We start from the raw sequence: 16312 nt of genomic DNA, 5'->3' as shown, positions 1-16312 counted from the left end.
ATTCGCCATTACCAAACTACTCCGAGTCGCCGCAGGCAAGCCGTACGACCCGCCTCGCGAAACGAACCACATAATCCGGGCACGCACCGCCCGGATCCCGGGTCACCCCGACCCCGTTCCACTGAACTGCCCAAACGGCAATCAACGGCCACGGCAACCGCGAAGTGATTCGACGCGTTCGGCCAACGCTTGCCGTCGATTCCGCCAGCAATCATTCCGACAATCTCAACGTAACCCGACGCGCCCGGACGCTCCAAGCCAGAACACGAAAAGCCCTGCCAAAAGTCTTTGACACGGCGGAATTCCAACGATTTTGGCGCCGTAACAGCTGCAAGCAAACAAAGCTAACCGACAGATTGCATAAGTTGAAACCGGCAATCTGCATAAACTGAATTAATCAATCCTCATAACTTGTAACCGACAAATTACATAAAACGAAACCGTCAATTTGCATAACTTGAAACCGTCAATTATCATAAAACGAAACCGTCAATTTGCATAACTTGAAATCAGGTCCTTTATGATCCCGCGCGAACTCAGCGACCATGCCAGACAAATGGCAACATGGTTCCCTATCGTCTCTGTCATGGGACCACGTCAAAGCGGCAAATCGACATTATTACGCAACGCCTTTCCCGATTACACCTACCTGAATCTTGAGACTTCAAAACTAAGCAATCTGGCCAATAACGACCCTGCGGGCTTCATGGAACTACAACCGAAGCACTCATTCATCGACGAAATGCAGTTCGCACCTGACCTGTTCCCAGAAATGCAAGCCATAAGCGACGAACGACATGAAACGGGGCAATACCTCATCTCCGGCTCACAGAATTTTCTGATGAACAAGAATATTACTGAGTCATTGGCCGGCCGAGTGGGAATTCTGACGCTGCTGCCGCTGAGCTATCGAGAGACCCAAGGCGCATACCCCGACTTCTCTGTCGACCAATTCATGTTCCGAGGCGGCTATCCGCGTATCTACGATGCCGGCATTCCCGAAGACGTGTACTTCCGCAGTTACATCGACACCTATCTGCAACGCGACATCTCGACGCTACTGCCCGTACGCAACCTCACCACGTTCCAAAATTTCCTCAAACTCTGCGCGCAGAATTCCGGAGAGCTGCTCAACGCCTCAAAACTGGCTCGGGATATGGAGCTACGGCGTGAGACCATCAATGAGTGGTTGACCGTTCTCGCAGCCAGTTATATCGTGTTTCTGCTGCCCCCATATTTCTCGAACGCACGCAAGCGACTTACGAAAACGCCGAAACTCTACTTCTACGACACCGGCCTGCTGTGCTATTTGCTCGGCATCCGCAGCGTTGACGCACTGATCCGCCACCCCAAGCGCGGAGCCGTGTTCGAAAACCTCATCGTCGAAGAGACGCTCAAACGCGGATTCAACGCCAACAGCGAATCACGGCTCTATTTCTACCGCGATTCCAACGGCGTTGAGGTCGATTTGATGGATATGACCGACTCCCTGAAGCCGCAACTCATCGAAATCAAGTCAGGCATCACACCGAAAGACGATTTCTTCCGCCATCTAAAAACCGTCGGACGCGATCTCGATATACCGATCGAGCAACGCCAGGTCGTTTATCGCGGCAAATCAAGCTACCGCACCCCCAATGGCCGGTTTATGTCGGCCAAGGATTATTTGCTGAGATAACGACTCGGTATGAATCCGCGACGACATCATCGTGCCGCTTCCGCACCGCATTCATTCCTATGGAGTAAGGAAATATGACTCACGAAAGTCGACGATAGAAAAAGATTTTGTTGGAAATCCGCCATTTTATTTTTCTATCGATGACTTTTGTGAGTCTCTACCAACACCGGCACACCCAAATGGGGGGTATTTAAAATCGGAAGCGCGGAAAATGGCCATTCCTTTTTTAAATACCACCTTTTGGGTGCGCGCGCCCGCACTTTAGACGGGTTGCCGAAGCTGAATCGGCAGAACACCGCAGAATCGTGTTTGGCAACCACACCAAAGTGCGAGCGCCGCTAACCGATGATATCGTCCGGATCACCGCTCGATGGTGGTGGAGAGCTCCTTCTGGCGCACGAAGAAGAAGACGAGCACGGCGGCGGCCATGAACGGCACCATCCACAGGAAGATGGGCAGCAGGGCGCTGTTGTAGGCGTCGACGATCGGGGTGCGCAGCATCTCGGGCAGGGCGTTGACGCCGCTGGGGGTGAGGTTGCTGGCGCTCAGGTGCGCGGCGCCCATCATGGCGTCCATACCCTTGTTGCCGGCCACACCGCTGGCGGCCATGTGCCTCATCGCGGCGGCGAGGTTGTCGTGCACGAAACCGGTGAGGCGCGAGGTGAAGATGCCGCCGACGATGGCCGTGCCGATGGTGGCGCCGACCTGCTTGAAGTAGTTGAACGAGGCGGTCGCGGTGCCGACGATCGAGGCCGGGAAGGCGTCCTGGACGATGAGCATGAGGATCTGCTGGCCGAGGCCCAGGCCCAAGCCGAAGACCACCGTGTAGACGCAGAGCATCCAGACCGGCGAATCCGCCTTCAGCGTGGAGAGCAGCACCAGGCCCACGGCCATGATGGCGGTGCCGACGATCGGGAACGCCTTGTACTTGCCGGTCCTCGAGACGAGGTTGCCGGAGACGATCGAGGTGACGAGCACGGAGGCCATCATCGGCGACATCAGCAGGCCGGCCTGGGTGGCGGTGACGCCGGTGGTCATCTGGATGTAGGTCGGCAGGTAGCTCAGCACGCCGAACATGGCCACGCCGATCAGCAGGGCGCCGAGCGTGGCGACGTCGAAGTTGGAGTTGCGGAAGAGGTTCATCGGCATGACCGGTTCCTTGACCTTGAGCTCCACGGCGATGAAGGCGGCGACGAGGACGACGAGCGAGACGATGACCTCGGCCCAGTTCCAGGTGTGCGGCTTGCTGGCGTTGGTGCAGACCAGCACGACGATGACGGTGATCGCGGCGATCAGGGCCATGCCGAGGTAGTCGATGTGCGACTGGTTCTCACGGCTCGGCTTGGGCAGGTGCAGGAAGATGGAGACCGCCGCGAGCGCCAGGACGCCCAGCGGAAGGTTGACCCAGAAGGCCCAGCGCCAGCCCGGGCCGCTGGTGAGCCAGCCGCCGATCAGGGGGCCGGCCACCGAGGAGACCGCGAAGACCGCGCCCATCACGCCCATGTACTTGCCGCGCTCGCGGGCGGGCACCACGTCGGCGATGGCTGACTGGGAGAGGATCATGAGGCCGCCGCCGCCGAGACCCTGGATGACGCGGGCGGTGACCAGCAGGTTCATGCTGCCGGCCAGGCCGCCCACCGCGGAGCCGCACATGAACAGCGCGATGGCGATCAGAAGCAGCGGCTTGCGGCCGAAGAGGTCGCTGATGCGGCCGTAGACCGGCATCATGACGGTGAGCGCGAGCCCGTAGCCGGTGACGACCCAGGTCATGCGGTCGACGCCGCCGAGATCGCCGACGATGGTCGGCATGGCGGTGGAGAGCACGGTCTGGCTCAGCGAGGACATGAGCATGGTGACCATCAGGCCGATGAAGACGAGCGTCACGTCGCGCTTCGACGGGCCGTCCTGCCGCGCTTGCTTGGCGGCGCCGACGGCCTCGGCATGGTGCATGGCGGGCGGCGTGAATGTCGCTTGAACAGCAGTCGTTGACATGTGAATCCTTTGCACGTTAGAAGGGAGGCCGCCCTGTGTCTCGCTGTGTGTATCCCATTTCCCGGTTCGCTTATCGGGTCGCCCGCTTGGGCGGCGCCCATTGGGGCACCTGTTCGGGGCACCCGTTTGGGACAGCGCCCATCGGGACGCCTATTCCGGAGCACCCATTTGGGGCACCTGGGGATTGGCACCAGAACGCGTGACGCCACCGACGGCCAGATTTTGGCTATTCGACGTGGCGCGCGGTTGGCGGACAATCGGCTTGTCTGACCGATTCTTGCTTAGCCGGCCATCGGGTCCGGCCTGTTGCCGGAGCGGTTGCCGAACCTGACCTATCGGATCAGCCATCCGAAACGACCAGCCGAATCAATCGGCAGGACCAATCACCGGATCCGGCCTGTTGCCGAGTCAGTCAATCACCAAACTCGGTGCCACCAAGCCAATCGATCACTAAGCCTGGTCCGTTGCCAGGCTGACCAATTTCAGCTCAGCCAACAAACCAGCCTTCGAACCGGTCCACTGCCGAATCCGACCAATCGCCGAATCCGGTCTGTTGCCGAAGTCGCTTGATCGCCAAGCACAGTCTCTTGCCGAGTTCGTCGCGAAGCCCGTCGCCAAACCGATTGGCGATGGCCCGCACAACGCGAGTGGCTATCGAGCAACTGACGGCTATCGCTGGCGCACAGGGTGGGGCCCTGCCGCGGATAGCGATGTGGCGCGCGGATGGCGCGGTCGGTCATGGCCCACACGGGGCCGGCATGGCTCATGGGCGCATGGCTCCATGGGACGCGTTCTGGCCGTCACACCCATTGAGGGGGATATGAAAAACCGGCACCGCGCACAGCGAGGAAATCACCATTGACGCGATACCGGCCACAGTCTTGACGACGGCCTTGAATTTCTTTACCGTTGCAGGTTATCGGTTGCGACCACATCGACGCAAGAGGATTCGGTGTGACATTCGCCATATCGCCGTTGCCAGAGAAGTGTTTCCGTTCTGCCCAATTCACGAGACCTCAAAGATTCGCGTGCCCAATAATGGCGGAACGACAAGCATTACAAGGCGTTGAAAACCATCAGACCAGGTCATCCTGAAAAGGAATCAAAGGGACGGTAGATGCGCTTCGAACCTCACGAATCGAGGACGGAGAATCAGCCCGAAGCGCAATCGATTCGCCACGAGCATAGGCGCGAAACGGGATGGCCGGCGCTTCGCACACACTAAGTGGCGAAACAAAAAACGAAGGGCCATTTTCCGCCCTTCGTTTTTTGTATCTCGAGTTAGTGTGTGCCGACTTCCGGCATCACTCCCCTATTCGACCCGGTCACGCCTGGCGGCGCGCGCCACCCAGATCGAGGCGACGAGGCCGATGGCGAGCATCACGATGGCGGCGAGCAGCGTCCACTTCGCAGAGCTGGTGAAGGCCGACGACATCGCGTCGACCACCTTGGGGCCGAGCGGACCGAGCTTGCCGGTCGTGCCCTGGGCGCGGATGCCGACGATGGCCGAGCCGGCCGAGGCGTCGAGCGAGGTGGTGAGTCCGTCGACCAGCTGGCTGGGCAGGCCGCGCACGCCGGAGAGCGCGCTGGGTGTGAAGCGGCCGAGCATCACGGAGAGCACCAGGCCCGCGAGCGCCGCGCCGATGCCGGTGCCGAGCTGGCGGATGGTGGACTGCGTGGCCGACCCCTCGCCGGACTGGGCCACGGGCACCTCGGAGAGCACCAGGCTGGTGAGCTGCGCGGCGGCGAAGCCGAGGCCGAGGCCGTAGAGCACGAACGGCACCAGCATCCAGGCCACCGGCAGGTCGGGCCGCATCATCACCATGAGCAGCGCCACGGCCATGATCTCGACGATCAGACCGAACTGCACGGTGTGCGCCGCGCCGATCTTCGCGGTCACGGGCCGGGCCAGCCCACCGGAAACGATGGCGCCGAGGCCCATGGTGGCCAGCAGCGCGCCGGTGGGGATCATGTCGATGCCGCGCACGTTGATCAGGTAGAGCGGCAGGACGAACATGATGGCGAATTCGCCGGCCTGGATGGCGCCCGCGGCGATGTTGCCCATCGCGAAGGTGGGGATCCTGAAGAGCGTCAAGTCGAGCATCACCGGCAGCCCGCGGCGGGCACGGCCGGTCTCGGCGCCGATGAACAGCGCGAAGAACACGACGCCGAGCACGATGCAGATCGGGATGACCGAGACCGGCCAGCCCGCGCCCCACTTGAAGCCGCCGATGCCGAAGTCGCCCTTGGGGCGCCACCAGCCGTAGGTCTGGCCCTCGATGAGGCCGAAGAGCAGGAACGCCGAACCCAGCGCGGAGAGCACGACGCCCAGCGGGTCGAAGCCGTCGCGCTTGGCGGAACTGGCACTGGAGCCAGCCGCCCCGGCAACAGCACCGCGCGAATCGGCCGCGGCCAGTCGCTGCGCGGCGGCGCCCATGGCGGATGCCCCGGCTTTGCCGCCGGTCTTGGGCACGAAGAATATGGAGGAGACGAAGACGATGAGCCCCAGCGGCACGTTGACCAGGAAGATCCAGCGCCAGCCGATGGTCTGGGTGAAGAGGCCTCCCAGGAACGGCCCGATGGCGGCCGCGGCGCTCATCACCGAGCCCCACACGCCGAACGCGATCGCGCGGTTCTTGCCGCGGAACGAGGCGGAGACGATGGAGAGCGTGGAGGGCATCACCAACGCGCCGCCGACGGCCTGCACCGCGCGGGCGGTCAGCAGCAGCGCCGCGCCGTTGGAGGAGGCCGCGAGCGCCGAGCCCGCCACGAAGACGACCACGCCCACCTGCAGGGTCATCTTGCGGCCCTTCATGTCGCCCAGCTTGCCGAAGGGCAGCAGCAGCGCGGCGAGGATGATGTTATAGAGCGAGGTGACCCATTGCGCGTCAGTGAGGTTGAGCCCGATCTCGCGGATCATCACCGGGATCGAGACGTTGACGATGGAGCCGTCGAGCACGATCATCGCCAGGGCCAGTGCCAGCACCCAGAGCGCGTTCCACGGCGGTTTCGCCTCCGCGCGAGGGGCCGTGACGGAAGCGGCGGTATGCGGGGCCGCGCCCTGTGCGGTGCCAGTGCCGGAGGCGGGCGATGCGACGCCCGGACGGCCTGCTTGCTGGCCGGCGTCGGGCCGGCCGTTGTGTTGTTGGTTCATCTTCACTTCCCGTGCTGCGCTTATGCGATCGAAACGAGACATCCGCCGCCCTTTCCAGGCAGTCGGCCGGTGCGTGCTTATTTTTGCGACACGCTGTCTCAAACCTTGTGTGACTATACGTCGTTACTATGGAAGATGCAAGTCAACGGGCCGTTCGCACGCCACCACACCCGGCAGCGCCAACGCAGCAAACAGTCGAGAGGACGATATGCCACGCATCAGCGAAGCCAATCTTGAGGAACACCGCCGCCACACCATGAACGCCCTGCTCGACTCGGCGGAGACGATCATGCGCGAGCAGGGCGACGAGGCCCTCACCCCGGCCAACGTCAGCCGCGGCGCCGGCATCGCGCGCAACTCGATCTACCGCTACGTGCACGACATGAAGGACCTGCGCCGGCAGCTGATGGCGCGGCACATGCCCCAGTGGGTCGAGGCGCTCGAGCAGGGGCTGGGCGGGATCACCGACCCGGCCGAGACCGTGGTCGCCTGGGTGCGCATCAACCTCGAGCAGTCCATATTGCAGGGCCACGATTGGATGGCCAAGATCCCGCTGAGCGACGCCGAATCCTATGGCGAGGACGACGACCTCTGGCGGGGCGGCGAAGGCACGGGTGCCGGCGCCTCGGATACCGGCGATAGGAACGGCAAGAACGGCGGGAGCACGCGAGACGGTTCCGCCCACCCCGGCATCGATTCGGCACGATCCGGCAACGCACAAAGAATCGGCCGTCAGGGCACCGGGCGCGGCAAGGCGACTTCGACCTCAGCCACGAGCCCCGCGAGCACGGCGGTGCGGACGAAGGCACCGACCCAGGCGAAGACGGTGACCGACCCCTTCTGCGGCCACGAGGTGCCGGTGGACGCGGCGCCCTCGCTCAACCCGGACCAGCCGAGCCTCCACCAGCGCGTCAACGCCCCCATCGTCGCCGCGTGGAAGCGGCTGTGCCCCGAACGCCCGAAGGCCGGCATCGCGCTGACCGAGGGCCTGGTGACCAGTGGCATGCGGCTGCTCGGCGCCGAAGGAAAGGACAAGCGGGAGCAGAACGCCACGATCGACGACATCGCCCGCGCCACCACCGCCATCGTCGAGGAGCTGCGCGCCGACCGGAAGTAAGGACGCGAGAGACCCCGAACCGGCACCGCTCCATCCACAGGCGAACCCACTTTCATCCACATCGATTCACATCCGCGCCCCGCCAGGCACCTCGATAATGTGAGATAGCTTACATGGCCAAAACCGTCGCGCGAAAGCCCACCTTGCGACACCCGTTGAGCCGCTTGCCCTCATATAGGCCAGCCACTACATCTAGTGGTTGCCGACGCGACACGCTACTAGAAGTTGGGGTTTGGTTTGGAACTACAAGCATGTAACCTAATCTCTTGAAAGCTTACAAGACACCAGTTCGGAGGTTACGATGACCGTTACCGTTTTCACCAAGCCACGCTGCCCGCAGTGCGAGGCGACCAAGCGCCAGCTCAAGCGCCAGGGCATCGCCTTCGACGTCGTCGACCTGACCGAGAACCCGTCCACCCTCGAGCAGATCACCGACGCCGGCTTCCGCCAGGCCCCGGTCGTCATCACGCCCGACGCCTCGTGGAGCGGCTACCGCCCCGACCTCATCAAGCAGCTCGCGGCGAATCCCGCGGCCGCAACCGCCAAGACGGCCCAGCAGACCGTCCTCGCCTGACGCGCGACAAGCGACGAACCAGCGGGTGACGGACCAGCAGGCGGCAGGCAGCGAGACGGCCACGAACGAGACGATGAACCAGACCGAGAACACCGAAAAGACGACGAGCAGAGAGAAGGCGATGATGGCGGACGCGAACACCGAAAACGCCACAGCGCAAACCGCAGCGGGCAAACCATTCGACGACGAATGCGTGGTGCCGAGCAAGCCGGAGGCCGCAGTGCCCGAAGGCGCGAAGCACATCGGAGCCGTGGTCTACTTCTCGTCGGTCTCGAACAACACGGCGCGCTTCATCGAAGCCTGCGGCTTCCCCGACGAAGGCATCAACGTCTACCGCATCCCGCTGCGGCCGAAGGAGGAGCCACTGCAGGTGCGCGAGCCCTACGTGCTCATCGTGCCGACCTACGGCGGCGGCAACATCGCCAAGGCGCTGCTCCCCCAGATCCGCAAGTTCCTCAACGGCCACAAGAACCGCAGCTTCATCCGCGGCGTCATCAGCTCCGGCAACAGGAACTTCGCCACCGCCTACTGCGCGGCCGGCGACGTGATCTCCAAGAAGTGCCATGTGCCGTTCATGTATAATTTCGAACTTCTGGGCACCCAGGACGACCAGCGCCAGGTGCGCGAGGGCGTGAGGGATTTCTTCCTGAATAACCAAAACTAGACTCACAAAAGTCGACGATACAAAGAGTCCCGCGTTGGGATTCCGCCATTTTGTTTTTGTATCTCTCACTTTTGTGAGCGTCAGATTTCCATTCATCATTACCAGACGCGGCCCAGCCGCCGACAACACACCGAAAGGACACCCACATATGGGACTCAACGATTCCGCGCTGAGCATGGACAACACCGTCGAAGACACCGGTTTCGACCCGGAGCACGACTACCATTCGCTCAATGCCATGCTCAACCTCTACGACGAGGACGGCAAGATCCAGTTCGACAAGGACAAGGAGGCCGAGCGCGCCTACGTCAACGGCCACGTCGCGCAGAACATGATGAAGTTCGGCTCCACCGCCGAGCGCATCAAGTACCTCGAGGACAACCTCTACTACGAGAAGGCCGTCTTCGAGAAGTACACCCCCGAGTTCCTCGACTCCTTCTATAAGCACGTGGAGGACTTCGGCTTCGAGTTCGAGACCTTCCTGGGCGCCTTCAAGTTCTACCGCTCCTACGCGCTGAAGACCTTCGACGGCAAGCAGTACCTCGAGGACTTCGCCCAGCGCTGCGCCGCCGTGGCGCTCGAGCTGGCCGCCGGCGACGAGAAGGCCGCGATCAGCTACGTCGACGAGATCCTCTCCGGCCGCTTCCAGCCCGCCACCCCGACCTTCCTGAACCTGGGCAAGGCCCAGCGCGGCGAGCCCGTCTCCTGCTTCCTCGTGCGCATCGAGGACAACATGGAGTCCATCTCGCGCGGCATCAACTCCGCCCTGCAGCTCTCGAAGCGCGGCGGCGGCGTGGCCCTGCTGCTGACCAACCTGCGTGAGCAGGGCGCCCCGATCAAGCACATCGAGCACCAGTCCAGCGGCGTCGTGCCGGTCATGAAGCTCCTGGAGGACTCCTTCTCCTACGCCAACCAGCTGGGCGCGCGCCAGGGCGCCGGCGCGGTCTACCTCAACGCGCACCACCCCGACATCCTGCGCTTCCTCGACACCAAGCGCGAGAACGCCGACGAGAAAACCCGCATCAAGTCCCTGTCGCTGGGCGTCGTCATCCCCGACGTCACCTTCGAGCTGGCCAAGCGCAAGGAGAAGATGGCCCTCTTCTCCCCCTACGACGTCGAGCGCGTCTACGGCAAGCCCTTCGCCGACATCTCGGTGACCGAGCACTACGACGAGATGCTGCACGACGAGCGCATCCACAAGACCTACATCGACGCCCGCGAGTTCTTCATGACCCTCGGCGAGGTGCAGTTCGAGTCCGGCTACCCCTACATCCTCTTCGAGGACACGGTCAACAAGGCCAACCCGATCGACGGCCGCGTGACGATGTCGAACCTCTGCTCCGAGATCCTGCAGGTGCAGGAGCCGTCGACCTACAACGACGACCTGAGCTACGACCACGTCGGCAAGGACATCTCCTGCAACCTCGGCTCCCTGAACATCGCGAAGGCGATGGACGGCGGTCTAGCCGAGCCGGTGCAGACCGCGATCCGCGCCCTGACTTCCGTTTCCGACCAGACCCACGTCGACTCCGTGCCGTCCATCAAGCGCGGCAACGAGGAGAGCCACGCCATCGGCCTGGGCCAGATGAACCTGCACGGCTTCCTCGCCCGCGAGCACATGTTCTACGGCTCGGAAGAAGCGCTGGACTTCACCGACATGTACTTCATGACCGTGGCCTACAACGCCTACAAGGCCAGCCACGCCATCGCCGTGGAGCGCAAGCACGCCTTCGCCGGCTTCGAGAAGTCCGACTATGCCAAGGCCGCCGGCCAGGGCAACTACTTCGACAAGTACACCGACGGCAGCCGCTCGCTCGAGCCCAAGACCCAGGCGGTCAAGGACCTCTTCGAGCGCTTCGGCATCCACATCCCGACCGTGGCCGACTGGGAGACCCTGCGCGACGAGATCCTGAAGGATGGCATCTACAACGCCTACCTGCAGGCCGTCCCGCCGACCGGCTCGATCTCCTACATCAACCACTCCACCTCCTCGATCCACCCGATTGCCTCGAAGATCGAGATCCGCAAGGAAGGCAAGGTCGGCCGCGTCTACTATCCGGCGCCGTACATGACCAACGACAACCTCGAGTACTTTGAGGATGCCTACGAGATCGGCTGGAAGAAGATCGTCGACACCTACGCCGAGGCCACGCAGCACGTCGACCAGGGGCTTTCACTGACCCTGTTCTTCCCCGCCGGCGTGACCACGCGCGAGCTCAACAAGGCGCAGATCTACGCCTGGCGCAAGGGCATCAAGACCCTCTACTACATCCGCATCCGCCAGCAGGCGCTTGAGGGCACCGAGGTCGAGGGCTGCGTCAGCTGCATGCTCTGATCGCCGCCGATTGCTCGGTTGACCGGATGCCCGCCAATGGATTCGCTCTTTTGGCGGGCATCCGCGTATCGGGCGCGGGGAGACTTCCGTTCAGGGCGAACCCGGCGGACTGATTCGTCAGCAGTGCGATACTGATGGGTAATCGACTCTTTTGCAAAGGAACTTTCATGACTTTCACCGCAATGAACTGGAACCTCGGCGGGGCGGGCGCCGACACGGGCCGCGACGTCTTCGCCACCATGACCGCGAACCTGTGGACGCCCGAGCAGGTCTCGCTCGCCGACGACGCCGACGACATCGCCAATCTGGGCGACACCGAGCGACTCGCGCTCACCCGCATCTTCGCGGCCCTGGCCACGCTCGAATCGCTGCAGGCCACCACCGCGACCGGCGCGCTCATGGCCGATGCGGGCAATGCTGCCGGCGGTACAGCCAACGCGGGCAGCACGGACGGCAGGACCGGTTCCGACGGTGCGGACGGCGGCTTGGGGCAGGCCGCGCTGACGGCCATCGCATTCGGCGAGGCCATGCACACCAAGGCATACTCCACGCTCATCGCCGCCATCGGCGGAAACGAAGCCACCGGTCCGGCATTCGAGTGGGCACAGCGGAGCGAGGCGATGCAGGAGAAGCTGGGGCTGCTCAGCCAAGTGTATGCGGCAACAGCAAACACCACGGCCACCACCTCGGACGACCAGCCCGAGAACACGACGACTTCCAACAGCGAGAACGGCGACACTTCACAGGCTGGTTCCGGCTCAGACGCCGGCCCGGCCGCCGACCTGAACTCGGCTGTGGACTCGGCCGTTGACTCAGCCACGAGCTCCACCCAAACCTACGACATCGCCGCGCTCAAGCGACTTGCGGCGGCGGTGCTGGCCGAGGTGCTGCTGGCGGAGTCCGGCTTCTACCTGCCGATGTGGCTTTCCAGCCGCGGCACGCTGGCGAAGTCCGCCGACCTCGTCCGCCTGGTCAACCGCGACATCGTCACGTCCAGCTCCTACCTCGGCTCCGTCTACCAGCGCAGCCTGGCCACGCTCGGCGACGACACCCGCGAGGAGATGCGCCAGTATGTCTACGACCTGGCCAACAACCTCTACTTCGCCGAGGAGGACTTCGGCTACGAGCTGCCCTACGGCGAAATCGGCCTCGAGGACGACATCGAGAAGTTCCTGAGCTACAACGCCAACAAGGCCCTCTCCTACCTGGGCTACCCGGCCCTCTTCCCCGCCGAGATCAGCCAGCCGAACCCGGCCGTCACCGACGAGCTCAACGACATGGACTCGCTCGACGCGGCCCTGAAGTCCGGCGGCCCGCTCGCCGCCGGCGCGGGCGCCGGCACACGTTCGGGCTTCGGCTCGGCAGGTTCTTCGGCCTCGTCGGCAACTTCCTCCTCAACGGGCGCCACCGCCGCCAACAAGGCCGAGGAAACCAGCGACGACGACTGGGACTTCTGATCTCGTTCCATAATCCGGTCCAACGGCACCAACAAAAAACACGAGAATCCGTCAATCCTTAGAGACGGATTCTCGCATTATCTGTCTCTGGAAGCCAGGAAAACAATGCACTAAAAAGTACGCGCATCCGTCATTGATAAGACGGATGCGCGTATTTTCAAGTATTTTTACGCGTATCAAGTACGTATTTATGCCTGTCAACTCAGTTTTATGCGTATCAGCACCGTGGCTCGCAGCAAGCGGCCAACGGCCAGCAACCCGGCAACCCGCCCTTACGCATCCTTGCGGGGCAGGTCGCGACGGCGGAGACGCGGAGGGCGCTGGCTCGCTAGGGCGTGGCGTATCTCCCATGGGCGGCGGTGGCTCAGCCGCACGGCGGGCAGGCCGAGCACGAGCCCGGCGAACGTGAGCAGCACCCCGTAGAAGAGGCCGTCGCCGCGCGCCTCGTCGGGGTTGGGTATCGGGTCCGGAATCGGCTGGCGCGTGCCGGTGATGATCAGGCGATGGGTGTTGACGCCGTAGGGCGTGCAGGTCATCAGCGTGACGAGGTCCTTGCCGGGCACCACCTTGTAGAGATGCGTGTCCTCCGGCTTGATGACGTTGATGTCGATCACGCGGTAGCCCATGGTGCGCCCGAGGGTCTGCACGTAGAAGATGTCGCCCTTGCGCAGTTCGTCGAGCCTGGTGAAGAGCAGCGCGCTGGTGAGGCCGCGGTGCCCGCTGAGCACGGAGTTGGTGGACGGCCCGCCCACCGGCAGGCTCGTGCCGTAAAGATGCCCGGCCCCGTGCTTCAGAACCGCGTCGGAGGTGCCGTGCCCGATCGGCAGCTTCACCGAGATCTTGGGGATGCGGATGGTGCCCATCACCCCGTCGCCGGTGTCGAGCAGCGACCGGTATTCGGCGTCCTTCTCGCTCAGGGGCTTGCCGGCGGCGCCGTCCGGGTCGAACGGATCAGTGAACTCGCCCAGCTCCGGCTGCCCGGAGTCGGCGATGCGCTGGTTGTAGGCCTGGGCGCGGTGGTATTCGTCGGCCACCTTGCCCTGCGGCCAGTGCGAGATGCGGTCGACGGACGCCTCAATCGCATCGTTCTCCTGGTACATGTCGTAGGCCCAATGGGCCGGGAACCAGCAGATGGAGACGATCAGCGCCACCATGAAAACGGCGATGAGCGTGTCCACAATATAAATGACAGCCCTGCGTTTGCCGTCGACCCGATCCTGGCTGGGATCGAGAAGCGCTTCAAACGCAGGGCTGTTGTTCATCATTCCTAGAGTAGCGCCCGCCGGGGAGCGGGCCTGGCTTTCGTCAGGCGCGCAGCTTGCGGCGCAGGGTGATCAGGCCGCCGACCACGAGTGCGAGGGCGACGATGACCAGGAGGGCCATCACCATGCCCGCGCCACCGGTGAGAGGCAGCTGGGAGACTGACTTGACGTTCTTGAAGACCACAGAACCAGCGTCCGTGCTCATATCAACCGCGGTCAGCGTCTTTGGATTGGTGGAGGGATTGCCCTTCACGTCGACCAGGCCGTAGACGTTGTCCTTCGTGTTGGCGAAGCCGTACTTGGAAGCATCGCTGGCGAGGCCGCCGACCGTCACGTCGGTGCTTGGCTTGAAGATGTAGTCGGAGTTGTTCGCGACCTTCTTGACGGTGTAGGTGCCACCATCCTTCAGGCCGTCGACACGCAGGTCGCCCAGCGCGGTCGGATCGCCGTCGGTGAGAGCCGCAGCGGCCGTAGACTTGACTGCCAGATCCGTCACCACATCGTCACCGCTGACTTCCTTGGTCTGATCGGCGATCTTCTTGTAGGAGCCGTCGCCGACCTTCTTGAACTTGACCGGGGTGGTGCCGTCGAGCACCTGGAACTTCGCGCCGGAGATGCCGGCACCGGTGGTCTTGACCTCATCCTTCAGGGTGAAGTGACGGAAGTAGTTGGAGGCGTTGGTGTCGTCGCCGCTGCCCGTGTCGTTGGAGATGGAGCCATTGGTGCAGGTCTCGGGGGTGGCGGTGTCCTTGCAATCCTTGATCTTGCCGTTGTCATCCGGATCGGGCTGGGCCTTGTCGTCGGAGCCCGGGTCCTTGGTGTCGTTGGAGTAGCCGAGCGTCACGCCGTTCTTCAGCAGACCGCCGTTGGCATCGTCGTTGACCTTCATCGAATACGTGATCGTGATGGGGTCCTGGTACTTCACCTTCATGATGCAGGGCGTGAGGTCGAAGACCACGTACTTGGTACTGGAAGCGTTCGGAGCGGCAAACTTGCCTTCGGTCACCGTGTAATCGGTGTCCTTGGCCATCGTCTGGGTCCCGATCTTGACCACAGTGGCATTTGCGGCGTCATTGTAGGTGAGACCCACCGCGGCCGGGTTGTCGACCATGGCGAAGACATAGTGCGGGAAGCCGGTGGTCAGCGGGACCTGGCTGGTGAGCTTGTAGTGCAGGGTGCCACCGATGGAGCTGTCGTTGTCCTTCGAGGTGTCGGTCGCCTTCTTGACCCACGGCTTGTCGGCCTTCATCGAGACCTCGCCAAGGGTCTGGGAATTCTCGCCCGCGCCCAGCTTGGTGAAGGTGTTGGAGCCCGACTTGACGCCTGTGCTCACCAGCATCGGAATGGAGGCCTTGTGGCCCTTGCTGCCGCTGAGAGGATTGGTGACGTCCTCGACGATGTAGATGCCGGGGCCTTCAGAGGCGGGAACGGTGACCGAAGTGTCGGTATCAGTACCCGCGGCGGACGAATGGCTGCCCGCGGCCGTCGTCATCAGGCCCTTGAACGTGGCGGAACTCGACAGATTCGTGGCGAACGTACGCAGGTTGCCGTCCCAGCCGTGCAGACCGGAACCGACCGCGGTCGGGGTGTTCGAAGTGGAATCATCGGAACCGGCCAGGCCGAGCCACTTGGAGGCGACTTCGCCGACAGGGTTGTCGGTGTAGCTGTCATCCGGGGTGGTGGGCGAGATCGAGGCGGCGGTCTTGGTGTCCTTCAAAGCCTTTGCGGCGGCGGCATTCATGCCGGTGGCCGTGCTGGTGCCAACCAGCACGGACGTCAAGGTATCGGTATGATCCGTGTCGTAGTTGGCCTTGGTGTAGGTGCCGATCCTCACGGCGGCGAACTTGTGGCCCTCCAGGTCACCGGCCGCAGCGGTGATCTTGATGTCGGGAGCCGTGGCGTTGGTCAGGTTCACCTCGGAATCGGCCGCGTTGGCCGTGCCTGCGAACGGGGCGAATGCCAGCAGCGTGGCGGCTGCGACCGTCAAGCCCGTAAGGCTCTTGATGCTGAACTTTCTACTCATGGGAATAATTCTCCTCTTCTTAATTACCTAAATATTTATGGCCAAATCTTGTTCGG

Annotated in this window: 10 protein-coding genes; 6 read left to right on the top strand and 4 right to left on the bottom strand. The window is 63.0% G+C overall.

What is annotated here, in order from left to right; all coding sequences use genetic code 11:
* Nucleotides 1-520 precede the first annotated feature (520 nt).
* Complete coding sequence (locus PT282_RS00775) at nucleotides 521-1678, top strand: ATP-binding protein (RefSeq protein ID WP_277167693.1); 1158 nt, start codon at nucleotides 521-523, stop codon at nucleotides 1676-1678.
* 360 nt (nucleotides 1679-2038) lie between these two features.
* Here the strand turns inward: PT282_RS00775 and PT282_RS00770 are convergent, their stop codons facing one another.
* Together PT282_RS00770 and PT282_RS00765 are read right to left on the bottom strand one after the other, a co-directional pair.
* Nucleotides 2039-3670, bottom strand: coding sequence for an MDR family MFS transporter (locus PT282_RS00770; RefSeq protein WP_277167692.1), 1632 nt, complete (start codon nucleotides 3668-3670; stop codon nucleotides 2039-2041).
* A 1312-nt stretch (nucleotides 3671-4982) separates the two neighbouring features.
* Nucleotides 4983-6824: an MFS transporter gene (locus tag PT282_RS00765; protein ID WP_277167691.1), complete on the bottom strand. Its 1842-nt coding sequence runs from the start codon at nucleotides 6822-6824 to the stop codon at nucleotides 4983-4985.
* A 208-nt stretch (nucleotides 6825-7032) separates the two neighbouring features.
* On the opposite strand from PT282_RS00765, the gene PT282_RS00760 reads away from it, so the two are divergent.
* The 5 genes from PT282_RS00760 to PT282_RS00740 all read left to right on the top strand — a co-directional run bounded on the left by PT282_RS00760 (nucleotide 7033) and on the right by PT282_RS00740 (nucleotide 12971).
* A complete protein-coding gene (locus PT282_RS00760; RefSeq protein WP_277167690.1) occupies nucleotides 7033-7941 on the top strand; it encodes a TetR/AcrR family transcriptional regulator in 909 nt (302 codons plus the stop codon).
* 301 nt (nucleotides 7942-8242) lie between these two features.
* A complete protein-coding gene (gene nrdH, locus PT282_RS00755; protein ID WP_277167689.1) occupies nucleotides 8243-8515 on the top strand; it encodes a glutaredoxin-like protein NrdH in 273 nt (90 codons plus the stop codon).
* A 193-nt stretch (nucleotides 8516-8708) separates the two neighbouring features.
* A complete protein-coding gene (gene nrdI, locus PT282_RS00750; RefSeq protein WP_277167720.1) occupies nucleotides 8709-9179 on the top strand; it encodes a class Ib ribonucleoside-diphosphate reductase assembly flavoprotein NrdI in 471 nt (156 codons plus the stop codon).
* Nucleotides 9180-9354: 175 nt separating this feature from the next.
* Nucleotides 9355-11514: a class 1b ribonucleoside-diphosphate reductase subunit alpha gene (nrdE, locus tag PT282_RS00745; protein ID WP_277167719.1), complete on the top strand. Its 2160-nt coding sequence runs from the start codon at nucleotides 9355-9357 to the stop codon at nucleotides 11512-11514.
* A 167-nt stretch (nucleotides 11515-11681) separates the two neighbouring features.
* Complete coding sequence (locus PT282_RS00740; protein WP_277167688.1) at nucleotides 11682-12971, top strand: ribonucleotide-diphosphate reductase subunit beta; 1290 nt, start codon at nucleotides 11682-11684, stop codon at nucleotides 12969-12971.
* Nucleotides 12972-13243: 272 nt separating this feature from the next.
* Here the strand turns inward: PT282_RS00740 and PT282_RS00735 are convergent, their stop codons facing one another.
* Both PT282_RS00735 and PT282_RS00730 read right to left on the bottom strand, forming a co-directional pair.
* The gene (locus tag PT282_RS00735; RefSeq protein ID WP_277167687.1) at nucleotides 13244-14149 is read right to left on the bottom strand and encodes a class C sortase; all 906 of its coding nucleotides are present in this window, start codon (nucleotides 14147-14149) and stop codon (nucleotides 13244-13246) included.
* Between the two features lie 127 nt (nucleotides 14150-14276).
* Entirely contained in the window at nucleotides 14277-16256 is a 1980-nt protein-coding gene (locus tag PT282_RS00730; protein ID WP_277167686.1) for an isopeptide-forming domain-containing fimbrial protein, read from the bottom strand.
* Between the last annotated feature and the right edge of the window lie 56 nt (nucleotides 16257-16312).

The organism is Bifidobacterium sp. ESL0763 (assembly GCF_029433395.1).
GTDB lineage: Bacteria > Actinomycetota > Actinomycetes > Actinomycetales > Bifidobacteriaceae > Bifidobacterium.
The sequence above is the reverse complement of the archived record's forward strand: the minus strand, read 5'-3'. Positions and strand labels throughout refer to the sequence as shown.

Excerpts from the sequence above, each read along its gene's own strand:
- PT282_RS00775 (WP_277167693.1), top strand. The coding sequence starts at position 521 with ATGATCCCGCGCGAACTCAGCGACCATGCCAGACAAATGGCAACATGG.
- PT282_RS00770 (WP_277167692.1), bottom strand. The coding sequence starts at position 3,670 with ATGTCAACGACTGCTGTTCAAGCGACATTCACGCCGCCCGCCATGCAC.
- PT282_RS00765 (WP_277167691.1), bottom strand. The coding sequence starts at position 6,824 with ATGAACCAACAACACAACGGCCGGCCCGACGCCGGCCAGCAAGCAGGC.
- PT282_RS00760 (WP_277167690.1), top strand. The coding sequence starts at position 7,033 with ATGCCACGCATCAGCGAAGCCAATCTTGAGGAACACCGCCGCCACACC.
- nrdH (WP_277167689.1), top strand. The coding sequence starts at position 8,243 with ATGACCGTTACCGTTTTCACCAAGCCACGCTGCCCGCAGTGCGAGGCG.
- nrdE (WP_277167719.1), top strand. The coding sequence starts at position 9,355 with ATGGACAACACCGTCGAAGACACCGGTTTCGACCCGGAGCACGACTAC.
- PT282_RS00740 (WP_277167688.1), top strand. The coding sequence starts at position 11,682 with ATGACTTTCACCGCAATGAACTGGAACCTCGGCGGGGCGGGCGCCGAC.
- PT282_RS00730 (WP_277167686.1), bottom strand. The coding sequence starts at position 16,256 with ATGAGTAGAAAGTTCAGCATCAAGAGCCTTACGGGCTTGACGGTCGCA.